Source organism: Rhodanobacter sp. C03 (assembly GCF_002001175.1).
Classification (GTDB): domain Bacteria; phylum Pseudomonadota; class Gammaproteobacteria; order Xanthomonadales; family Rhodanobacteraceae; genus Rhodanobacter.
On record NZ_MUNT01000006.1, the window covers coordinates 647,058 to 668,190 of the forward strand.

Below are 21,133 nucleotides of genomic sequence, written 5' to 3' on the forward strand. Positions count from 1 at the left end.
CACAGCGAATCTTAGAGTTGCGGTATGGCTGCCGATATTCTTCGGCTGGTCTATATCCGACGACCGAGGCAGCTCACCCCGGATCGAGGGTGAAGCTGTCGGCATCCATCCATGCGGGGAACCGTTCGCGATGTGCCAGCAACGGCGCCGGATCCAAGGTAACTGTCACCACCTGCTCCTGCGTACCCAGTTCGACCAGCGGCTCCCCGACCGGGTCGATCACCGCGCTGTCGCCGGCATACGGCAGTTCGTTGCCATCCACGCCAACCCGGTTCACCCCGATCACGTAGCTGAGGTTCTCGATCGCGCGTGCACGCAACAGCGTGCGCCACGGGCCGCGGCGCGGTGCCGGCCAGTTCGCCACGAACAGCGCCAGATCGTATTCCATGCCACCACCGGCGGAGGCCAACCGGCGATTGCGCAGCCATACCGGGAAGCGCAGGTCGTAGCAAACCTGCGGCAGGATGCGCCAGCCCTTCAACTCCACGATCAGCCGCTCGTTGCCGCCGCCGTAGCGGGTGTGCTCACCGGCCATGCGGAACAGGTGGCGCTTGTCGTATTGCGCGAAGCTGCCATCCGGCTTTACCCACAGCAGACGGTTATAGACGGTATCGTTTTCGCGGATCGCCAGGCTGCCGCAGATCACCGCGGCCACCTCGATAGCCAGCGCGCGCAACCAGGCCACGCCCTCGCCGTCCATCGTCGAAGCACTAGCCTGGGTGTCGTTGCTGAAGCCCGACAGGAAGGTCTCCGGCAACACGATCAGGTCGCTGCCTTTCGCCTGCCGCACCAGCGCGCCGTAGTAGTCGCGATTGGCCGGCGCGTCGTGCCAGCGGGTGGCGCCCTGTACCAGCGAGACTCTTAAAGCTTGCATAGCCGCTCCGCCGCTGCATCCATCGTCGCATCGCTCTTGGCGAAGCACAGTCGCAGCAAGCGCGTGCCCGGTGCGGTTTCGTAGAACGGCGTCAACGGGATCGCCGCCACACCGCCCTGCTCCACCAGCCAGCGATTGAAGGAGAGGTCATCCTCGTCGCGGATCGCCGAGTAGTCGACCAGCTGGAAATAACCACCCGGCACATCGAGCAGCTTGAACCGCGACGGCGCCAGCAGCGCGCGGAAACGGTCGCGCTTGGCCTGATAGAACGCCGGCAATTCCAGGTAATGCTCCGGATGGCTGGCCAGGAATTCTCCAAACGCTACCTGCGCAGGATGAAAGGTGCAGAACGTCAGGTACTGGTGCACCTTGCGAAACTCAGCCGACAGCGCGGCCGGCGCCACGGCATAACCGACCTTCCAACCGGTGCAGTGATAGGTCTTGCCGAACGAGGACACCACGATGCTGCGCTCGGCCAGCTCCGGGTGACGCAGCACGCTCTCATGCTGCGCGCCGTCGTAAACGATGTGCTCGTACACCTCGTCGGACAGCACCACGATGGAAGTGTTGCGCACGATCGCCGCCAGCTCTTCCAGATCCTCCGCCGACAGTACCGAGCCGGACGGATTGTGCGGGCTGTTGATCAGGATCATCCGCGTCTTCGGCGTCACTGCATCGCGCACGCGCTGCCAGTCGATAGCGAAGGTAGGCACGGTCAACGGGATATGCACCGCACGCGCGCCCTGCAGATCGATGGCCGGCTCGTAGCAGTCGTAGGCCGGATCGAACACGATCACTTCCTCACCGGCACGCACCACCGCAGCGATCGCCGCAAAGATCGCCTCGGTGGCGCCGGAAGTCACCGTGATGTCGGTGTCGACGTTGAGCTTGCGGCCATACAGCCGTGCGGTCTTCAGTGCGATCTGTTCACGCAGGGGCGCCGTGCCATGCATCGGCGCGTACTGGTTGCGGCCTTCGTTCATCGCACGGGCCAACGCATCACGCAACGGTTGCGGCGGCTCGAAGTCGGGAAAGCCCTGGCCCAGGTTCACGGCTTTGTGTTCCAGCGCCAGCTGGCTCATCACACTGAAGATGGTGGTGCCGACTTTCGGGAGCTTGGTTTCAATCATCATCATTCAGCCGTATGGATGTCCATAAAGGTTCAAGCGTAGCGTATGGCGCCACTGCGTGCATCACAACGAACCAATCACGGCCGGGGCAGATCTTCCAGCGGGCGCAGCTTGCACTGTTCGTGTTTCAGCAAGGTCGTGGCCGGCAGCCGTTCGGCCAGGAAATCGACCAGCGCGCGTACGCCAGGCAACATGCCGCGCCGGCTGGGGTAGACGAAGTGCATGGTGCCCTCGGGTACGCTCCAATCCGGCAACACCACTTCAAGCTCGCCGCGAGCGATCGCCGGAGCACAGACGAACTCCGGCAACAGCGCCACGCCCAGGCCACGTCGGGCGGATTCCAGCAGCACCGCGAAATCACCGGTGATCAGGCGCGCCTGCACCTCCACATTGACCTGCTCGCCGTTCGCCCCGATCAGCTCCCACACCTGTGCGCCTTCGTGCTCGCGCATCGACAGCGCCGGCAGCTTGGCCAGTTCCTCCGGTGTCGCCGGACGCCCCTGCGCTTTCAGCAGCGCGGGGCTGGCCACCAGCTTGGTGCGCGACTGGCCGAAACTGCGCATCACCAGGTTTGCATCGCTGTCCAGCTTGCTGCGCACCCGGATCGCCAGATCGTAGCCTTCGCCAATCACGTCGACGCGGCGATTGCTGGCCAGCAGCCGCACCTGCATCTTCGGATACTGCATGAGGAAATCCGGCAGCAAGTACGCCAGCACCGTCTGCGCCAGTGATTCCGGACAGCTCAGCCGCACCACGCCGCGGGGTTCGGCGCGCAATTCATCCACCGCATCCTGCGCCGCCTGCGCCTCTTCCAGCACGGCACGACAATGTGTGTAAAAGCGCTCGCCGACTTCGGTCACCACGAAACGCCGCGTAGTCCGTTGCAGCAGGCGCACGCCAAGCCGCTCCTCCAGTTGGGCCACGCGCTTGCTCAGGCGCGATTTCGGCACCCCCAGCGCCCGGCCGGCCGCGGAAAAGCCGCCGTGCTCGACCACTGCGGCAAAGAAGTACAGATCGTTGAGGTCCTGCAGGGCGCCGCTCAATACTGTCATGATTGTTTCCCAAGGAAGACGATACGTCCGATAACCGCCATCTTATCGCCGCATTGTTCCAAATATATCCTGATCACATCGCCGCTTCGTCGGCCCGACCAGGAACCTCACCATGAAACTGTTGCATATCGACTCCAGCGCTCTGGGTGCCCATTCAGTGTCGCGGCAGCTGACCGCCGACATCGTAGCCGAGCTGAAGCGTCAGGCTGCCGGCATCGAGACCCATTACCACGATCTGACCGCCGAACCGCTGCCGCATTGGTCGCCGGTGGCCGACGCCAGCGATCCTGCCGTCGCCCTGGGCAACCAGATGCTGGAAGACTTTCTTGCTGCCGACATCGTGGTGATCGGTGCGCCGATGTACAACTTCGGCATTCCCAGCCAGCTCAAGGCATGGATTGACCGCATCGCGGTCGCCGGCAAGACCTTCCGCTATGGCGCCAACGGTCCTGAGGGGCTGGCCGGCGGCAAGCAGGTGATCATCGCCTCCAGCCGCGGTGGCATGTATGCCAGCGGCCCAGCCGCCGCGATGGATTTCCAGGAATCCTATCTGCGTACCGTGTTTGGCTTCATCGGCATCACTGAGGTGAGCTTCGTTCGGGCCGAAGGGCTCAACATGGGCGATGAGCCGAAAGCACAGGCACTGCAATCGGCGCAGGCCGCGATCGGTTCGCTGGTCGCACCGGTGGCCAAGGCTGCCTGAGTTCCACCACAACATGCGTGCACGACGGCCCTACGGGGCCGTTTTGCGTTCCCGGGGTCGGGTACACATCGCTCACGCACGATTGATCGCGTTGCCCCGCTCCGCCACGAAAGGCCAGCCACCGCGCTGGCCCTTGTACTGATGCCGTGCAGGTTTTCGCCTATAGGCCATCAGTCATGTTGCGAATCTGCATCTTTTTCATTGACAGCTCGAAACATGGTGTTATAGTTCACTACAACACCGGCCCACGAGATCACTAAGGAGACACGTCATGAAAGCAAACAAGCTCATCGCCAGCGTCGCCGCCGTCCTGTTTACCACCGCAACTCTTGGCGTCCTGAATTTCAACGTTGACGCCCATCAGGCACCCGTCACCGAAATCAATGGCAGCAAGGTCATCAACCTGGCGCCTGTCCATGTTTACCCCAGCGCCGACGAGCGTCGCACCGCTGCCCTGCTGGCCGAAATCGGCGTCACGGGTATCGCCACGATCCCCGCCTTCGGCCACTTGGGCGGCGCCAGCGGCGCCGAGCAGTTCAGCCTGATCGGGTCGCAACTGGCCATGCCCTACTATTCGTTTGGCAACAAGTTCGGTCGCATCAGCAAGGAATAAAACATGACCATTACCTGGAACGACAGCGTCCCGATCTATCGCCAACTGCACCAGCGTGTGGTGGCAATGATCCTGGACGGCGCCTTGAACGAGGGCGACCCGCTGCCGTCGGTACGCCAGGTGGCTGCGGATTATCAGATCAATCCGCTCACCGTATCCAAGGCGTACCAGGAACTGGTCGACGAACAACTGGTTGAAAAACGGAGGGGGTTAGGCATGTTCGTCATCGAAGGCGCCCGCGAGGCGCTGCTGAAATCCGAACGCGAGCGGTTTCTGCGCGAAGAATGGCCGGTGCTGTTTGCCCGGCTGCAGCGACTGGGTCTGGATCTCAAGACCCTGCTGCGCGAGACCGAGTCCGGCAAGGGAGAGCAATCATGAGCGCGGTGATCACAGCCAGCGGCCTGAGCAAGCGGTACAAAACGTCGCTGGCGCTGGACAACGTCAGCTTCCAGATTGCGCCTGGCCGCATCGTCGGTCTGATCGGCCCCAATGGCGCCGGCAAGACCACCGCACTGAAGGCGATCCTCGGTCTCACCGATTTCACCGGCTCGCTCAATGTGCTCGGCTTCGACCCGCGCAAGCAGCGCGACAAGTTGATGGGCGAGGTCTGCTTCATCGCCGACGTGGCGGTGCTGCCACGCTGGATCCGCGTGCGTGAGGTGGTCGATTTCGTCGCCAACGTGCACCCACGCTTCGATCGCAAGAAATGCGAGGCGTTCCTGGCCCGCACCAAGCTGCAGCCCGGCCAGCGCGTGCGGCAGATGTCCAAGGGCATGATCGTGCAGCTGCATCTGGCCCTGGTCATGGCGATCGACGCCAAGCTGCTGATCCTGGACGAACCGACGCTGGGCCTGGACATCCTCTATCGCAAGCAGTTCTACCAGAACCTGCTGGAAGACTACTTCGACGAGAACAAGACAATCATCGTGACCACGCATCAGGTGGAGGAAGTCGAGCACATCCTCACCGACCTGATGTTCATCCGCGATGGCAAGATCGTGCTGGATGCCGACATGGATGCGGTCGGCGAGCGCTTCATCGAAGTGATGGTGAACGCCGACAAGGCCGACGCTGCCCGCCAGCTGAAACCACTGGACGAACGCCAGGTCTTCGGCAAGAGCATTTTTCTGTTTGACGGCGCGAACCGCGCGACGCTGGAACAGCTGGGCGAAACCCGCCGGCCATCCATCAGCGACCTGTTCGTCGCCACCATGAAGGGAACCTACGCATGAAAACCTTCTATTGGCTCGTGAAGCGCGAGTTCTGGGAACACCGGGGCGGCTTCTTCTGGGCTCCGATCATCACCGGCGGCGTGTTCCTGCTGCTGAACATCATGGGCATCATCACCGCCGAGGTACTCGGTGCCAGCCACGGGATCCATTTCGGAGCCAGCAGTGGTTTGCATAGCGTGATGACCGACATGGATGCCGGCGACATGAGCAAGGTCGGGTTTGCGCTGGACATTGCGATGTACTCGGCGATGGCTCTGCTCACCGTGGTACTCGGCTTCGTGGTGTTCTTCTATTGCCTTGGTGCGCTGTATGACGACCGCCGTGATCGCAGCATCCTGTTCTGGAAGTCCCTCCCGATCTCCGATACCAGCACCGTGCTGTCCAAGATCGTCAGTGCCACCGTGCTCGCTCCTGTCATCGCCGTCATCGTGGGCATCGTCGTCGGCATGCTGCAGTTGCTGATACTGGCGATAACACTGTCGTTCCATGGCGTGAATGTGTGGCATTTGCTGCTTATGGCCCACCCTTTCCGCATCATGGTCAACCTGATCGGCTACATCCCTCTGTACGTGCTGTGGGCCCTTCCCTCCGTGGGCTGGCTGCTGCTCTGCTCGGCCTGGGCACGCAACAAGCCGTTCCTCTGGGCAGTCGCGTTGCCGGTGGCCACCGGCTTGGTGATCAGCTGGTTTGGCCTGATGGGACTGTTCAACCTGCCGACCACCTGGTTCTGGAAAAACGTCGTGCAGCGCGGCTTGTTCAGCACCTTCCCTGGCACGGGCAGCCTGTTCGGCACCAACGGCGAATCCATCGCACACAACGTCGCCGACAACCCGAACATGGACTTCATGGACCTGACCAATACCTACCAGCTGCTGGCTTCGCCGAACCTGTGGATTGGCGTGGTGATTGGATGCGGGCTGCTGGCCGGCGCCATCTGGTTCCGCCGCTGGCGCGACGACAGCTGAGTCTCGCGGGGGATGGGCCGTAAATCGGCCCATCCTCGCCGGGTTCAACCCCATAAATCTGATACTGCAACCGAATACGAACGTCCTGGAAGCGTCTGCACCGCACGGCTACACCACAAAGGATCGGAGCACCAACCTATGTCATCACAGCGTCTGATTTTCATGTTGACTCTTGCCGGATTGATTGCCGGTTGCGGCAACGGCTCCGGCATGGGCGACTTCAGCAGCACCAGCATCGCCAATGGCGCGATCAAGGTCAGAAATAGCGAAATTATCCTGCACGTCAGCGGTACGCCGGATGCCGTCATCGCAGCGAACGGCGACCTCAAGATAAACGGCCAGATCGTGCCGATCAGCCAGCCGGAACGCGAGGCACTGCAGCATTACTACCTCGCCGCAAATGCCGTTCGTGAGCACGGCATCGCGACCGGCAAGGCCGGGGTCGCGCTCGCTGGGGAATCGATCAAGGGTGCGGTGGCCAGCATCGCCAGTGGCGGCGAAGGCAACGCCGACCAGCAGGTCGAGGCCGGTTCACAGAAAGTGACGCAGGCAGCGATGAAGATCTGCCAGGACCTGGCCGATATCAAGACCGCGCAGGACACTCTTGCCGCCCAGCTTCCAGCCTTCAAACCGTATGCCGGCATCATTGAGCGCGATGCGGCCAAGGACTGCAACGACGATGACGTCACTCATCGATAGACATGACCCGCATCATGCGGGCCATGTCCTTCTTACAGGCAGGCAGCTTGGCTATTTGCCGGCACGACGACAGCTGATATCCCATCGAACTCAAACGGGGAGCGAGACCATGAAAAGCAACACGATCACCGGGAGTTTTCTTGCGCTGGCCCTGCTGTTGCCGCTGACGGCATGCAGCACTTCCGACAAGACAACTACTACGGTTGTAACCACCGAATCGCTTGGGACAGAGGGAAACTCTACCGTCTCCGCGGAAGTCCGGAAAGGCATCAACCAGGCCAAGCAGGAACTGCTCACTCAGGACATCGACGTCGGCAGCGTGCACATCCACGGCGACGGCCGGCACGACAGCGACGGCAACAGCAAACTGCCCAAGGCCGTCATCACCCCGCAGGGCGCACTGGTGATCGCCGGCAAGCCGGTGCAGGCCACGCCGGAACAGCACACCATGCTGGTGGACTACCGCCAGCAGATCGTCGGTATCGCCGAAGCTGGCATGGACATCGGCGCCAGCGGCGCGGACATCGGCGTCACCGCGGCCAAGCAGGCGATCTGGGGGGCGCTCAGCGGCAAGAACGACAAGGAGATCGAGGCGAGCATCAAGCCGCAAACCGACCAGATCGAAGCTGCCGCCATGCGGCTGTGCAAGCGGCTGCCAGACATGCTGACCTCGCAGCAGAAACTGGCCGCGGCGATGCCCGAGTTCAGGCCCTACGCCACCATGCAGCAGAAGGATGTCGATGACTGCGGCAAGGACATGACCGACAAGAACGGCAAGAAAGGTTTTGCTGTGTCCTCCTGATCCGGACGCCCAAAGCCCTCACGCACGATGCAGTGAGGGCTTTGGGCACATTCAACCGCCACCGCCTCCACCGTGGATACCGCCTTTGGTCAACGTCAGCGGATCGAGCAGCTTCTTCAGCTCGTCTTTCGACAATCCGGTGGTTTCCAGCGCCACATCCATGATCGGCCGATGTTCCTTGTACGCCTGCTTGGCGGTCGCCGCGCCCTTCTCGTAACCGATCACCGGGTTCAACGCAGTGACCAGGATCGGGTTCATCGCCAGCGCCTGATTGACCCGCGCGGTGTTGACCTTGAAACCGGCGATCGACTTGTCGGCCAGCAGCACGCTCACGTTGCTCAGGATCCCGATCGACTGCAGCAGGTTGTGCGCGATCAGCGGCAGCATCACGTTGAGCTGGAAGTTGCCGGACTGGCCGGCGATGGTGATCGAGGCGTCGTTGCCGATCACCTGCGCCGCCACCATGGCGGTCGCCTCGGGAATCACCGGATTGACCTTGCCCGGCATGATCGACGAACCCGGCTGCAGCGCCGGCAATTCGATCTCGCCCAAACCGGCCAGCGGACCTGAATTCATCCAGCGCAGGTCGTTGGCAATCTTCATCAGCGTCACCGCCAGCGTCTTCAGCTGGCCTGACAATTCCACCGCGGCATCCTGCGACGCCATACCTTCGAAATAGTTTTCCGCCGACTCGAACTTCACACCGGTGAGCTTCTTCAGCTGTGCCGCCATCGCCGGGCCGAACTTCGGATCGGCATTGATGCCTGTGCCGACGGCCGTGCCACCCTGCGGCAGGCAGCGCATCCGCTTCAACGCATCCTCGATACGCTCGATCGCCGAACCGATCTGTGCCGACCAACCGGACAACTCCTGCCCGAACGTGATCGGCATCGCGTCCATCAGGTGGGTGCGGCCGGACTTCGGTGTATTCCTCAGCTCACGGGCGCGCTTGTCGATGGTCTTCTTCAGATGCCTCAGTGCTGGCAGCAACTGTTCGCTGGCGGTGAGCGTGGCGCTGACGTGGATCGCCGTGGGGATCACGTCGTTCGAACTCTGCCCGTAATTGACGTGATCGTTCGGATGCACCTTGGTGCCGCCCTTCACCGCCAAGTGCGCAATCACCTCGTTCGCATTCATGTTGGTGCTGGTGCCCGAGCCGGTCTGGAAGATGTCGATCGGGAACTGCGCGTCGTACTGGCCATCCGCCACCGCCAGCGCCGCCTTGCGGATCGCCGTGGCCTGGTTCTTCTTCAGGTAGCCCATCGACAGGTTGACCTCGGCCGCCGCCGCCTTGATCAGGCCCAGCGCGCGGATGAACGGGCGCGGCAGATGCAGGCCGGAAATCGGGAAGTTGTCGATCGCGCGCTGGGTCTGCGCGCCATACAGCGCGTCTGCAGGCACCTTCAGTTCGCCCATGCTGTCGTGTTCGATGCGAAAACCGCTCATGACCGGATCCTGGCTGGGAATACCCGCCGACTATAAGCCGCCGGGCATGAAGCCGCTGGCAATGTAAAATAGGCGTTTCCCCATACCGGAATGCCCGCGATGTCCACCCACGCCCTGACCGCCCTGTCGCCACTGGACGGCCGCTACGCCAGCAAGGTCGAAGCACTGCGCCCGATCTTCAGCGAGTTCGGCCTGATGCATCGCCGTGTGCAGGTGGAGATCGAGTGGTTGTTGGCGCTGGCCGCCGATCCGATGATTGCCGAGCTGCCGGCATTCAGCGCGAGCCAGATCGACACGCTGAAAGCCGTCGCGAAGAACTTCAGCGTGACCGATGGCGCCCGAATCAAGGCGATCGAGGCGACCACCAACCATGATGTGAAAGCGGTCGAATACTTCATCAAGGAATGCATCGGTGCCGACGCCGGTCTGGCACAGGCGAAGGAATTCGTGCACTTCGCCTGCACCAGCGAGGACATCAACAACCTGTCCTATGCCCTGATGCTGCGCGATGCGCGCGAGCAGGTGCTGCTGCCGATGTTTGACGTCGTGATCGCCCAGCTACGCGCACTGGCACACGCGAACGCCGCGCTGCCGATGCTCTCGCGCACGCATGGTCAGACCGCCTCGCCCAGCACGCTGGGCAAGGAAATCGCCAACGTGGTGGCCCGCCTCGAACGCCAACGCAAGCAGCTTGCTGCCGTGGAGATCTCTGGCAAGATCAACGGTGCGGTCGGCAATTACAACGCGCATGCCATCACCTATCCGGAAGTCGACTGGCAGGGTTTCTCGCAGCGCTTCGTGGAAAGCCTCGGCCTCGGCTACAACGCCTACACCACCCAAATCGAGCCACACGACGGCGTCGCCGAATACTGCGATGCGGTGCGCCGCGCCAACATCATCCTGATCGACCTGGCCCGCGACATCTGGGGCTACATCTCGCTCGGCTACTTCAAGCAGACGTTGAAGGCTGGTGAAGTCGGCTCCTCGACCATGCCGCACAAGGTCAACCCGATCGACTTCGAGAATGCCGAAGGCAATTTCGGGCTGGCGAATGCGTTGCTTGGTCATTTTGCGGAAAAACTGCCGATCAGCCGCTGGCAGCGCGACCTCACCGACTCCACCGTGCTGCGTGCACTGGGCACCGCGTTCGGCCACACCCTGGTAGCGCTGGAATCGCTGAAGAAGGGTCTCGGCAAGCTCACCGTCAATGCCGACCGTCTCGGCAGCGACCTCGACGCCAGCTGGGAAGTGCTCGCCGAAGCCGTGCAGACCGTGATGCGCCGCTACGGCCTGCCCGAGCCATACGAACAGCTCAAGGCACTGACCCGCGGCCAGGGCATCACCCGCGACTCGATGCATACCTTCATCACTAGCCTCGAGCTGCCAGCCGAGGCGAAACAGCGCCTGCTCGAACTGACCCCCGCCAGCTATATCGGTCTCGCCGAGGCGCTGGCGAAAAACGTCTGAGTCGCAAAGAAAAAGGCCCGCATCTGCGGGCCTTTTGTTGTCACTCGATCTCGTCCGAGCCTTCGTTGACACCCTCGAACAGGAAGGTCGACAGATAGCGCTCGCCGGTATCCGGCAGCATCGCCAACAGCACCGAGCCCTGTGGCGCATCGGCTGCCACCTGCAGTGCCGCGGCGAGCGTGGCACCGGACGATATCCCGACAAAGATACCCTCCTGCTGCGCCAGCGCCCTGGAAGTATCGCGGGCCAGCACATCGTCGACCGGCACGATCGCGTCGACCACCTTGCGGTTGAGTACGGCCGGCACGAAGTCCGGCGTCCAGCCCTGGATCTTGTGCGGCTGCCACTCCTTGCCTGACAGCAGCGCCGCGCCAGCCGGCTCGGTGGCAATGATCTTCACCTCCGGCCGCGCCACCTTGAGGACCTCGCCGACACCGGTAATGGTGCCGCCGGTGCCCCAACCGCTGACGAAGTAGTCGAAGCGGCGACCGGCAAAATCACGCAGGATCTCCGGCGCTGTGGTCTGGCGGTGATAGGCCGGGTTGGCCGGATTCTCGAACTGCCGGGCAAGGAACCAGCCGTGTTTCTGCGCCAGCTCGGCCGCCTTCTGCACCATGCCGGTGCCGCGGGCAGCCGCCGGCGTCAGCAGCACTTTGCCGCCATAGGCGCGAATCAGCTTGCGTCGTTCGATCGAGAAGGTCTCGGTCATCACCGCCACGAACGGGTAGCCACGTGCTGCGCACACCGCCGCCAAGGCCACACCCGTGTTGCCCGAAGTGGCTTCGACCACCGTCTGGCCGGGCTTGAGCGTGCCGCGCTGCTCGGCATCGAGGATGATCGCCAGCGCCAGGCGGTCCTTCACCGAGCCGGCCGGATTGAATGCCTCCACCTTCACGTACAAGTCGACATGCTTCGGCGCCAGGCGCTGGAGTTTGATGATCGGCGTATTGCCGATGGTGTCGAGGATGCTGTCGTAGATCATGGTTCACTCCACGGAATGGGTCGGGAAACGACGTCGGCGATGATGCGCCCACACAGGTAAAACTATCGTCAGCCCTGATGGACAGCCGCCGACAGCTCGTCTTCAGCCGTGGTTTGGCTCGACTGGCAACGCAGTCAACCCAGACATCGTGTCATAACATTTAGCCGTCTTTACGTCCATTTTTCAAGCATGCGCATGCACCAGCAGACACAAGTTGGCATGTCGTGACACTGGCCGGTCGTTTCTTTGCGCTCCGACACAAGGCTGATACTCTTTCGTAAGACCCTCTGATTGACATGCCTGATTTGACCGAACTGCTTATCTTTGTCGCCGTCGGCGCCTTCGCCCAGCTGATTGATGGCGCGCTGGGCATGGCCTATGGTGTGACCTCGGCTGGGCTGTTGATGGGTTTGGGCATGCCGCCGGTGGCAGCCAGCGCGAGTGTGCATTACGCCGAGACCTTCACTTGTGGCGCATCCGGCATCAGCCATTTGATGGCCGGCAACGTGCGCCGCCCATTGTTTCTGGCACTGGTCCTGCCGGGTGTACTGGGTGCCCTGCTTGGCGTACTGGTGGCGGTCAACGTGCCAGCACAGTGGATGCGCATCGCCCTGACGCCGTACCTGCTGGGCATGGGCCTGTTCCTGCTGTTCCGCCGCAGCCACCAGCCCGGACAGCGCACCGATGTGCCGCGCGGCACCGGCTTGATGGGGCTGCTGGCCGGTTTTGTCGACGCGATCGGCGGTGGTGGCTGGAGCGCACTGACCGTCACCATCCTGCTCGCGCGCGGCCTGCCGCCACGCGTGGTCATCGGCAGCGTGCACCTGGCCAAATGTGTGGTGAGCATCGCCGCCAGCATGAGTTTCCTGCTCACGATCGGCACCAGCCACGGCTCAGCCGTGCTCGGCCTGATCATCGGCGGCGTGCTTGCCGCACCGTTCGGCGCGCTGTTCATCCGGCGCATTCCGGCGCGGGCAGCGACGATGCTGGCCGGCTTCGCCGTGCTCGCGCTGGGCATCAACAATGCGATCCGCATGTTCGGCTGAGGCCCATGCAAACCCGGCTGCCGCCACTACAATGGGCGGATGAAGCCCACCAACCACCTCCCGATTGAAGTCCGCGGCAGCGCCGCGCATCCGCTGGGCATGAGCCCGGCCCGATTCTTGCGCGACTACTGGCAGAAACGGCCACTGCTGATCCGTCGCGCGTTCGCCGATTTCCAGCCGCCACTGCAGCCGGACGACCTGGCTGGCCTGGCTTGCGAGGAAGGTGCGTTGGCCCGGTTGATCATCCACGACGAGAAGCGTGACCGTTGGCACGTCAATCCCGGTCCGCTGAACGAAGCCGATTTCGCCAAGACTCCCAGCACCAACTGGACCCTGCTGGTGCAGGACGTGGACAAGTGGGATGCGGATGTCGCCGGACTGCTGGATCACTTCAGCTTCCTGCCGAGCTGGCGCCTGGACGACATCATGGTCTCCTACGCCGAGCCGGGCGGCGGCGTCGGCGCGCATGTCGATCAATACGACGTGTTCCTGTTGCAGGGACTGGGCCAGCGCCACTGGGCGATCAGCGATGATCCGATGGCGCCGAAGGAGTTCCGTCATGACGTCGAACTGAAGCAACTCGCGCAGTTCGAATCGACCCACGAATGGCTGCTGGAACCGGGCGACATGCTGTACTTGCCACCTGGCGTCCCACACGACGGCGTGGCCTTCGGCGGTCCGTGCATGACGTTCTCGATCGGCATGCGCGCGCCCTCGCAAGCTGAACTGACCGGCGACCTGGCCGACCATATCGCCGAGCACCTGCCGGAAGAGCTGCGCTATGCCGACCCCGATCTGAAACCAGCCAAGGCCACCGGCGAGATCGATCGTGCCGCGATCGAACGCCTGAAGATGGCGCTGCCGTTTGCCGCGGTGCTGCGCGATGACATGCTGCGCGACTGGTTCGGCCGCTTCATCACCCGCTACCGCAATGCACAGGTGCCGGCGCCGCTGGACAAGCCGCTGGGCGAGGATGCACTGGCCAAACAGCTCGCTGCCGGCGCGCAGCTGCTGCGTCATCCCTGGTCGCGACTGGCCTGGAGCCAGGGCAAGTCCGGCTGCACGCTGTATGTCAGCGGTCACGCCTATCCGGCTACGCCCGCACTGGCGCAGCAATTGTGCGAACAACGCGCACTCGGCCTTACCGGCAAGCCGAATGCCACCGAACGCGCGTTGCTGCTGGCGCTGGTCAATGACGGTCATCTGCTGCCGAGAAAATCCCGCCGCCGATGAAGCTGCAGAACTTCCAGGTCGAGATCGCCGAGTGGTCGCGCGAGGATCAGCGCGCGGCCCTGCTCGACCTGCGCCACACGGTATTCATCCAGGAACAGGGCGTGCCCGAGGCGCGCGAACGCGACGGGCTCGATGCCGACTGCTGGCATGTGCTGGCACGCGACGAGGCCGGCCAGCCGATCGGCTGCGGCCGGCTCACGCCGGCACACAAGATCGGCCGCATGGCGGTGTTGCAGGAATGGCGCGGCCATGGTGTCGGCGTGGCCTTGCTGCGCGAACTGATTGCGCGTGCCCGCGCGCAAGGCTGGCCGCAAGTCGCGCTGGATGCCCAGGTCAGTGCGCTCGGCTTCTACGAACGCGAAGGCTTCATCGCGTATGGCGCGGAGTTCGAGGATGCCGGGCTGGCGCATCGGTCCATGCGCCTGAGCTTGGCCGCCTTTGCAGATGATGAGCGGCCTCAGCGCGACATCGGTGCGCTGCCTGCCGGCTCGCGCAGCGAAACCGCTGCTGCCCGATTGCAGTTGCTGGGCGAGACGCGCCACCGGTTGGCCATTTACATGCCACTGCTCGGCAACGACAGCTATGCCAGCGCGGAAGAACTGGCCGAATTGCGCCGTATCGCGATCTCCGGTCGCGGCGCGCAGATCCGAATCCTGCTGCACGACCCGGCGGCAGCCTTGCGCAACGACCATCGACTGATCGCGCTGGCGCAGCGCCTGCCCGGCGCGATCCAGATCCGCATGCCGGTGGAAGAAGCCGACCAGGCCTATGTCTCGGCCTATCTGCTCAACGACATCGGCGGCTATCTGTTCCTGCCTGAGGCGGATCGCCCGCAAGGCCGCGCAGCTCTTCACGACCGCGCAAGCCACGCGCCGCTGCAACAGCATTTCGACGAAGTGTGGGAGCGTGCCGAGCGCGCCAGCATCCTGCAGACACTGGATATCTGACCCGCACCAGAAAACCGGCTGAACACCAGCTGGCCTGGTGGATTTTGCCGGTCGGTCACCGGCGTCATCGACAAAGCGCCTGAAAACCGCTGCCTGCGACGAGAATCCATTAGACCATCGTCTCGAATGCACGCTGGCAGCCTGTTTCGAGCACCTTGCGGGTTGCCGCCTCGCGGCAGCCAAAGGCTATAATTGTCCGGATTCTCTCCAGTCATCCGTTTGAACGGTCGGTCGGGCTTGAAAACCCGCCAAAAACCGCGACTTCCTTGGTCACACGGATGGCTGCAAGCATCCCTTCCCTGCCGGTGGTGACGTGAGCACAAACCTGATCCGCGAGTTCTTCGATTCCTCCCAACTCGCTGGCGGCAACGCCGATTATGTCGAATCGCTTTATGACGCCTGGCTGGCCGACGCTACGTCGGTACCCGCCGAGTGGAGCAAATACTTCGAGACCTTCAAAGGTCGCGAGTCGGGAGATGTCTCTCATGTCCCGGCCATTGCACGTATCGAGGCTGCGCAAAAGCAGCGTCATGTAGGCAACGGTGCCGCCGCTGCGCCGATCAGCGACGAGCACGCGCGCAAGCAGGCTGGCGTGCTGCGCCTGCTCACCGCCTATCGTTCGCGCGGCCATCTGGCTGCCGATCTCGATCCGCTCGGCCTGACCGAGAAGATGTCGGCGCCGGATCTCGGCCTCGCCTTCCACGGTCTCTCCGATGCCGACCTGGACACCGAATTCGACACCGGCAACTACGCCGGTGGCGGTCAGCGCCTGAAACTGCGCGAGCTGCTGAGCCGCCTGCAGAAGACCTATGCCAGCACGATCGGCACGGAATTCATGCACATCAGCAATCACGAGCAGCGCAACTGGATCTACAGCCGGCTCGAACAGGCCGCCGGCAAGAGCACGCTGGACAAGGCTGGCAAGCAGCGCGTGCTGGACGGCCTCACCGCCGCCGAAGGTCTCGAACGCTACCTGCACACCAAGTACGTGGGCCAGAAGCGCTTCTCGCTGGAAGGCGGGGACAGCCTGATCCCGATGATCGACGACGTCGTGCGCGCCGCCGGCGACAACGGCATCAAGGAGCTGGTGATCGGCATGGCCCATCGCGGCCGCCTCAACGTGCTGGTCAACATCCTCGGCAAGCCGCCGAAGACCCTGTTCGACGAATTCGAAGGCAAGTTCGAACATCCGGACGACCCGGCCCATTCCGGCGACGTGAAGTACCACATGGGCTTCTCCGCCGACGTCAAGACGCCCAAGGGCGGCGTGCACGTGGCGCTGGCGTTCAACCCCTCGCATCTGGAAATCGTCAACCCGGTAGTCTGTGGTTCGGTGCATGCGCGCCAGACCCGCCGCCGCGACACCATGCACACGCAGTCGATGGCCGTGCTGATCCATGGCGACGCCGCGTTCGCCGGCCAGGGCGTCAACATGGAACTGCTGAACATGTCGCAGGCCCGTGGCTTCAAGATCGGTGGCAGCCTGCACATCGTGATCAACAACCAGGTCGGCTTCACCACCTCCAATCCGCAGGACGCCCGTTCGACCATGTACTGCACCGACCTGGCCAAGATGGTCAATGCGCCGGTGCTGCATGTGAATGGCGACGACCCGGAAGCGGTGATCGCAGTCACCCGCCTCGCCTACGATTTCCGCAAGCAGTTCCGCCGCGACGTGGTGATCGACCTGGTCTGCTACCGCCGCCACGGTCACAACGAGGCCGACGAGCCGGCCGCGACCCAACCGGTGATGTACAAGATCATCCGCGCCCGCCCCACCGCGCGCGACCTGTACCAGCAGCAATTGGTGAAAGAAGGCGTGCTGGCCGAAGGCGATGCGCAGAAGCAGTTCGAGGCCTATCGCGACCGGCTCGAAGCCGGTGCACCGATGACCGAACTCGACCCGTCGCCGACCCGCGACGGCCATGTCGACTGGGCGAAGTTCATCGGCGGCAAGCTGTCGACGCCGACCGACACCAGCGTGCCGAAGCAGAAGCTGCAGGAACTCTCCAGCAAGATCCTCACCCTGCCCGCCGACATCACGCTGCAGGCACGCGTGGCGAAGATCTACGACGACCGCCGCAAGATGGCCGCTGGAGAACAGCCGGCCGACTGGGGCTTTGCCGAGAACCTGGCCTACGCCACCTTGATCGATGCCGGTCACGACATGCGCCTGGTCGGCCAGGATTCCGGTCGTGGCACGTTCTTCCATCGGCACGCCGTGCTGCATGACCAGAAGGACGGCCACACCTACATGCCGCTCGCGACGATCCGCGCCGGAGCCGACGTGGAAGTGATCGACTCGCTGCTAAGCGAGGAAGCGGTGATGGCATTCGAGTACGGCCACTCCACTACCGACCCGGACACGCTGAATATCTGGGAAGGCCAGTTCGGCGATTTCGCGAACGGCGCCCAGGTGGTAATCGACCAGTTCATCAGCTCCGGCGAAGCGAAATGGAATCGCCTGTGCGGCCTCGCGCTGTTTCTGCCGCACGGCTACGAAGGCCAGGGTCCGGAGCATTCCTCCGCGCGCCTCGAGCGCTTCCTGCAGCTGTGCGCATTCGACAACATGCAGGTCTGCGTGCCGACCACGCCGGCACAGGATTTCCACATGATCCGCCGGCAGATGCTGCGCCCGGTGCGCAAGCCGCTGATCGTGATGACGCCGAAATCGCTGCTGCGCCACAAGCTGGCCGTGTCCTCGCTGGACGAACTGGCCAACGGCAGCTTCCAGCTGGTGATCGGCGAGCATCGCGAGCTGCCGGCGAAGAAGGTCAAGCGCGTCGTGCTGTGCTCGGGCAAGGTCTATTACGACCTGCTGGAAGACGCCGAGAAGCGCGGATCGAACGATGTGACGATCGTGCGTGTCGAGCAGCTGTATCCGTTCCCGCGCGTCGAAGTCACCGCCGAACTGGACAAGTATCCTTCCGCCAAGGAAGTGATCTGGTGCCAGGAAGAGCCGATGAACCAGGGCGCCTGGTTCCAGATCCGTCATCACCTGCAGGCCTGCACCGGCAGCAAGCGCAGTCTCTCCTATGCGGGACGCGCACGCTCACCGGCACCGGCCGCCGGCCATCTCAATACCCATGTTGCCGAACAAGCAGCACTCGTCGAGCAGGCGCTGGTTGCGCCGGTCGGCACCGACCACTCAGCAGAATAAAGGCCCAAGGATCCCTCATGTCCATCGAAGTCAAAGTCCCCGTTCTGCCCGAGTCCGTCTCCGACGCCACCATCGCCAGCTGGCACAAGAAGGCCGGCGACGCGGTCAAGCGCGACGAGAACCTGGTCGATCTCGAAACCGACAAGGTGGTGCTGGAAGTACCCTCGCCGGTCGATGGCGTGCTGAAGGAAATACGCCAGCAGGTCGGCGACACGGTGAACAGCCAGCAGATCATCGCGATCATCGAGGAAGGTGCGGCTGCCGCCGCGCCGGCAGAAGCGCCGAAGGCAGCCGCAGCTGCACCGGCTGCTGCCGCACCGAAGGCTGCGGCCAAGGGTGCCGACGATCTGTCACCCGCCGGGCTACGCGTAGCCACCGAGGAAAACATCGACCCGTCCAAGGTGGCCGGCACCGGCCGCGATGGCCGTGTGACCAAGGAAGACCTGGTCAATTATGGCAAGGGTGCTCCCGCTCCGGCTGCCGCTGCGCCGGCGGCGAAGCCGACCCCGGGCTCGCGTCCGGAAGAGCGCGTGCCGATGACGCGCATGCGCCTGCGCATCGCCGAGCGCCTGATGCAGTCGAAGAACTCGATCGCCATGCTCACCTCGTTCAACGAAGTGAACCTGGCCGAGGTGACGAAGATGCGCAAGTCGCTGGGCGAGGCGTTCCAGAAGGAACACGGCGTCAAGCTCGGCTTCATGAGCTTCTTCGTCAAGGCCGCGGCCGAAGCGCTGAAGCGCTACCCGTTCGTCAACGCCTCGGTCGACGGCAACGACGTGATCTACCACGGCTATCAGGACATCTCGATCGCCGTATCCACCGACAAGGGTCTGGTCACCCCGGTGCTGCGCGACGTGCAGGACATGAGCTTCGCTGACGTCGAGAAAGGCATTGCCGACTATGCCGTCAAGGCGCGCGCGAACAAGCTGTCGCTGGATGACCTGCAGGGCGGCACCTTCACCATCACGAATGGCGGCACGTTCGGTTCGCTGCTGTCCACGCCGATCGTCAACCCGCCGCAGAGCGCGATCCTCGGCATGCACACGATCAAGGACCGCGCGATCGTCGAGAACGGCCAGATCATCGCCGCGCCGATGATGTACATCGCGCTGTCGTATGACCATCGCATCATCGATGGCAAGGACGCAGTGCTGTTCCTGGTCGACATCAAGAACCAGTTGGAGAATCCGCAGCGCATGCTGCTCGGCATTTGAGCGTCCCGCTCAAATGCCAAATAGGTAACGTGGCTCTGGTACTGAAATACCACCGAAACAAATGGTTTTCGCGTTGCATTCCAACCACCAGAGCCCATATCCGCTCCATCTGCGAGCACTGACTCGCTAGCAAAGGAACACACATGAGCGACAAATTCGACGTCATCGTCATCGGCGCCGGCCCGGCCGGCTATGTGGCCGCGATCCGTGCCGCACAGCTGGGCCTGAAGACCGCCTGCGTGGATGCCTTCGCCGGCAAGGACGGCAAGCAGGCACTCGGCGGCACCTGCCTCAACGTGGGCTGCATCCCGTCGAAGGCGCTGCTCGACTCCTCGCGCCAGTTCCACAACCTCACGCACAACTTCGGCGTGCACGGCATCACGGCCGACAACGCGAAGATCGACGTACCCACCTTCGTCGGCCGCAAGGACAAGATCGTCAAGCAGTTCACCGGCGGCGTGGCACAGCTGTTCAAGGCGAACAAGATCACGCCGTACTTCGGTACCGGCAAACTGCTCAAAGGCAATAACGTCGAGATCACCGGTGCCGATGGCGCCAAGCAGACGATCAGCGCGACCAACGTGATCCTCGCCTCCGGCTCGGTACCGATCGAGCTGCCGTTCGCGAAGTTCGATGGCAAGTCGATTGTCGATAACGCTGGCGCGCTGGACTTCACCGAAGTGCCGAAGCGACTGGGCGTGATCGGTGCCGGTGTGATCGGCCTTGAGCTCGGCAGCGTGTGGAGCCGTCTCGGCGCCGAAGTCACCATCATCGAAGCGCTGCCGGAGTTCCTCGCTGTCGCCGACGCCGACGTGGCCAAGGTGGCCGCGAGGGAATTCGCCAAGCAGGGCCTGACCATCAAGCTCAACGCCAAGCTCAACAAGGCCGAGGTGAAGAAGGATGGCGTGCACCTCACCTACACCGACAAGGACGGTGAGCAGAATCTCGTCGTCGACAAGCTGCTGGTCGCTGTGGGTCGTCGCGCCTACACCGCCGGCCTGCTGGCCGATGACACTGGCGTGAAGCTGGACGAGCGCGGCCGCATCGTTGTCGACGAGCACTGCCACACCGGCGTCGACGGTGTGTGGGCGATCGGCGACGCCGTGCGCGGCCCGATGCTCGCGCACAAGGGTTCCGAGGAAGGCGTGGCGGTGGCCGAGTGGATTGCCGGCAAGGCTGGTCACGTCAACTACGACACGGTGCCGTGGGTGATCTACACCGAGCCGGAAATCGCCTGGGCCGGCAAGACCGAAAAGGAATTGAAGGACGCCGGCATCCCGTACAAGGTCGGCAGCTTCCCGTTCGCCGCGATCGGCCGTGCCGTCGCGATGAACGAGGCCGTCGGCCAGGTGAAGATGCTCGCCCATGCCGAGACCGATCGCATCCTCGGCGTGCACATGGTTGGTCCGGGCGTCTCCGAGCTGATCGCCGAGTGCGTCGTCGCGATGGAGTTCAAGGGCTCGTCCGAGGATCTGGCGCGCATCGTCCATGCGCATCCGACGTTGTCCGAGGCCGTGCACGAAGCCGCGCTATCGGTCGACAAGCGCGCGATCCACAAGGGCAACTGA

19 protein-coding genes are annotated in these 21,133 nt (G+C 63.3%); 14 read left to right on the forward strand and 5 right to left on the reverse strand.

Annotation, left to right across the window (positions count from 1 at the left end; genetic code table 11):
• Positions 1–73: 73 nt before the first annotated feature.
• From B0E48_RS11110 to B0E48_RS11120, 3 genes are all read right to left on the reverse strand, one after another.
• Positions 74–874: an amidohydrolase gene (locus B0E48_RS11110; RefSeq protein WP_077518154.1), complete on the reverse strand. Its 801-nt coding sequence runs from the start codon at positions 872–874 to the stop codon at positions 74–76.
• Positions 862–2,004, reverse strand: a complete 1,143-nt coding sequence (locus B0E48_RS11115) for a pyridoxal phosphate-dependent aminotransferase (protein ID WP_077518416.1) — start codon at positions 2,002–2,004, stop codon at positions 862–864. The genes B0E48_RS11110 and B0E48_RS11115 overlap by 13 nt, the downstream gene beginning before the upstream one ends.
• A gap of 77 nt (positions 2,005–2,081) precedes the next feature.
• Positions 2,082–3,056, reverse strand: a complete 975-nt coding sequence (locus B0E48_RS11120; RefSeq protein ID WP_077518155.1) for a LysR substrate-binding domain-containing protein — start codon at positions 3,054–3,056, stop codon at positions 2,082–2,084.
• Between the two features lie 112 nt (positions 3,057–3,168).
• Between B0E48_RS11120 and B0E48_RS11125 the strand changes: the two genes are divergently transcribed.
• From B0E48_RS11125 to B0E48_RS11155, 7 genes are all read left to right on the forward strand, one after another.
• On the forward strand, positions 3,169–3,759 hold the full coding sequence (locus B0E48_RS11125; protein WP_077518156.1) for an FMN-dependent NADH-azoreductase: 591 nt from the start codon (positions 3,169–3,171) through the stop codon (positions 3,757–3,759).
• A gap of 271 nt (positions 3,760–4,030) precedes the next feature.
• Positions 4,031–4,372: a hypothetical protein gene (locus B0E48_RS11130; RefSeq protein ID WP_077518157.1), complete on the forward strand. Its 342-nt coding sequence runs from the start codon at positions 4,031–4,033 to the stop codon at positions 4,370–4,372.
• A gap of 3 nt (positions 4,373–4,375) precedes the next feature.
• On the forward strand, positions 4,376–4,750 hold the full coding sequence (locus B0E48_RS11135) for a GntR family transcriptional regulator (protein WP_077518158.1): 375 nt from the start codon (positions 4,376–4,378) through the stop codon (positions 4,748–4,750).
• The gene (locus B0E48_RS11140) at positions 4,747–5,604 is read left to right on the forward strand and encodes an ABC transporter ATP-binding protein (protein WP_077518159.1); all 858 of its coding nucleotides are present in this window, start codon (positions 4,747–4,749) and stop codon (positions 5,602–5,604) included. Before B0E48_RS11135 ends, B0E48_RS11140 begins: the two co-directional genes overlap by 4 nt.
• Positions 5,601–6,569, forward strand: coding sequence for a hypothetical protein (locus B0E48_RS11145; RefSeq protein WP_077518160.1), 969 nt, complete (start codon positions 5,601–5,603; stop codon positions 6,567–6,569). Before B0E48_RS11140 ends, B0E48_RS11145 begins: the two co-directional genes overlap by 4 nt.
• A 138-nt stretch (positions 6,570–6,707) precedes the next feature.
• The gene (locus tag B0E48_RS11150; RefSeq protein ID WP_139350247.1) at positions 6,708–7,268 is read left to right on the forward strand and encodes a hypothetical protein; all 561 of its coding nucleotides are present in this window, start codon (positions 6,708–6,710) and stop codon (positions 7,266–7,268) included.
• 109 nt (positions 7,269–7,377) lie between these two features.
• On the forward strand, positions 7,378–8,070 hold the full coding sequence (locus tag B0E48_RS11155; RefSeq protein WP_077518162.1) for a hypothetical protein: 693 nt from the start codon (positions 7,378–7,380) through the stop codon (positions 8,068–8,070).
• Between the two features lie 51 nt (positions 8,071–8,121).
• Here the strand turns inward: B0E48_RS11155 and B0E48_RS11160 are convergent, their stop codons facing one another.
• The gene (locus tag B0E48_RS11160; protein WP_077518163.1) at positions 8,122–9,516 is read right to left on the reverse strand and encodes a class II fumarate hydratase; all 1,395 of its coding nucleotides are present in this window, start codon (positions 9,514–9,516) and stop codon (positions 8,122–8,124) included.
• 99 nt (positions 9,517–9,615) lie between these two features.
• Between B0E48_RS11160 and purB the strand changes: the two genes are divergently transcribed.
• Positions 9,616–10,983, forward strand: coding sequence for an adenylosuccinate lyase (purB, locus tag B0E48_RS11165; protein ID WP_077518164.1), 1,368 nt, complete (start codon positions 9,616–9,618; stop codon positions 10,981–10,983).
• Between the two features lie 40 nt (positions 10,984–11,023).
• Here purB and cysK read toward each other — a convergent pair whose 3' ends face one another.
• Positions 11,024–11,965: a cysteine synthase A gene (gene cysK, locus B0E48_RS11170; protein ID WP_077518165.1), complete on the reverse strand. Its 942-nt coding sequence runs from the start codon at positions 11,963–11,965 to the stop codon at positions 11,024–11,026.
• A gap of 296 nt (positions 11,966–12,261) precedes the next feature.
• Between cysK and B0E48_RS11175 the strand changes: the two genes are divergently transcribed.
• From B0E48_RS11175 to lpdA, 6 genes are all read left to right on the forward strand, one after another.
• On the forward strand, positions 12,262–13,011 hold the full coding sequence (locus tag B0E48_RS11175) for a sulfite exporter TauE/SafE family protein (RefSeq protein WP_077518166.1): 750 nt from the start codon (positions 12,262–12,264) through the stop codon (positions 13,009–13,011).
• A 39-nt stretch (positions 13,012–13,050) separates the two neighbouring features.
• A complete protein-coding gene (locus B0E48_RS11180) occupies positions 13,051–14,244 on the forward strand; it encodes a cupin domain-containing protein (protein WP_077518167.1) in 1,194 nt (397 codons plus the stop codon).
• Positions 14,241–15,191, forward strand: coding sequence for a GNAT family N-acetyltransferase (locus B0E48_RS11185; protein ID WP_077518168.1), 951 nt, complete (start codon positions 14,241–14,243; stop codon positions 15,189–15,191). The genes B0E48_RS11180 and B0E48_RS11185 overlap by 4 nt, the downstream gene beginning before the upstream one ends.
• A 313-nt stretch (positions 15,192–15,504) precedes the next feature.
• Positions 15,505–18,351 (forward strand): 2-oxoglutarate dehydrogenase E1 component, encoded by a 2,847-nt coding sequence (locus B0E48_RS11190; RefSeq protein WP_077518169.1) that lies wholly within the window; start codon positions 15,505–15,507, stop codon positions 18,349–18,351.
• Positions 18,352–18,368: 17 nt separating this feature from the next.
• Positions 18,369–19,565, forward strand: a complete 1,197-nt coding sequence (gene odhB, locus B0E48_RS11195; protein WP_077518170.1) for a 2-oxoglutarate dehydrogenase complex dihydrolipoyllysine-residue succinyltransferase — start codon at positions 18,369–18,371, stop codon at positions 19,563–19,565.
• A 143-nt stretch (positions 19,566–19,708) separates the two neighbouring features.
• Positions 19,709–21,133: a dihydrolipoyl dehydrogenase gene (lpdA, locus tag B0E48_RS11200; RefSeq protein WP_077518171.1), complete on the forward strand. Its 1,425-nt coding sequence runs from the start codon at positions 19,709–19,711 to the stop codon at positions 21,131–21,133.

What these genes read in the sequence shown, in the direction of transcription:
- B0E48_RS11110 (WP_077518154.1), bottom strand. Translation starts at nt 874, where the DNA reads ATGCAAGCTTTAAGAGTCTCGCTGGTACAGGGCGCCACCCGCTGGCAC.
- B0E48_RS11115 (WP_077518416.1), bottom strand. Translation starts at nt 2,004, where the DNA reads ATGATTGAAACCAAGCTCCCGAAAGTCGGCACCACCATCTTCAGTGTG.
- B0E48_RS11120 (WP_077518155.1), bottom strand. Translation starts at nt 3,056, where the DNA reads ATGACAGTATTGAGCGGCGCCCTGCAGGACCTCAACGATCTGTACTTC.
- B0E48_RS11125 (WP_077518156.1), top strand. Translation starts at nt 3,169, where the DNA reads ATGAAACTGTTGCATATCGACTCCAGCGCTCTGGGTGCCCATTCAGTG.
- B0E48_RS11130 (WP_077518157.1), top strand. Translation starts at nt 4,031, where the DNA reads ATGAAAGCAAACAAGCTCATCGCCAGCGTCGCCGCCGTCCTGTTTACC.
- B0E48_RS11135 (WP_077518158.1), top strand. Translation starts at nt 4,376, where the DNA reads ATGACCATTACCTGGAACGACAGCGTCCCGATCTATCGCCAACTGCAC.
- B0E48_RS11140 (WP_077518159.1), top strand. Translation starts at nt 4,747, where the DNA reads ATGAGCGCGGTGATCACAGCCAGCGGCCTGAGCAAGCGGTACAAAACG.
- B0E48_RS11145 (WP_077518160.1), top strand. Translation starts at nt 5,601, where the DNA reads ATGAAAACCTTCTATTGGCTCGTGAAGCGCGAGTTCTGGGAACACCGG.
- B0E48_RS11150 (WP_139350247.1), top strand. Translation starts at nt 6,708, where the DNA reads ATGTCATCACAGCGTCTGATTTTCATGTTGACTCTTGCCGGATTGATT.
- B0E48_RS11155 (WP_077518162.1), top strand. Translation starts at nt 7,378, where the DNA reads ATGAAAAGCAACACGATCACCGGGAGTTTTCTTGCGCTGGCCCTGCTG.
- B0E48_RS11160 (WP_077518163.1), bottom strand. Translation starts at nt 9,516, where the DNA reads ATGAGCGGTTTTCGCATCGAACACGACAGCATGGGCGAACTGAAGGTG.
- purB (WP_077518164.1), top strand. Translation starts at nt 9,616, where the DNA reads ATGTCCACCCACGCCCTGACCGCCCTGTCGCCACTGGACGGCCGCTAC.
- cysK (WP_077518165.1), bottom strand. Translation starts at nt 11,965, where the DNA reads ATGATCTACGACAGCATCCTCGACACCATCGGCAATACGCCGATCATC.
- B0E48_RS11175 (WP_077518166.1), top strand. Translation starts at nt 12,262, where the DNA reads ATGCCTGATTTGACCGAACTGCTTATCTTTGTCGCCGTCGGCGCCTTC.
- B0E48_RS11180 (WP_077518167.1), top strand. Translation starts at nt 13,051, where the DNA reads ATGAAGCCCACCAACCACCTCCCGATTGAAGTCCGCGGCAGCGCCGCG.
- B0E48_RS11185 (WP_077518168.1), top strand. Translation starts at nt 14,241, where the DNA reads ATGAAGCTGCAGAACTTCCAGGTCGAGATCGCCGAGTGGTCGCGCGAG.
- odhB (WP_077518170.1), top strand. Translation starts at nt 18,369, where the DNA reads ATGTCCATCGAAGTCAAAGTCCCCGTTCTGCCCGAGTCCGTCTCCGAC.
- lpdA (WP_077518171.1), top strand. Translation starts at nt 19,709, where the DNA reads ATGAGCGACAAATTCGACGTCATCGTCATCGGCGCCGGCCCGGCCGGC.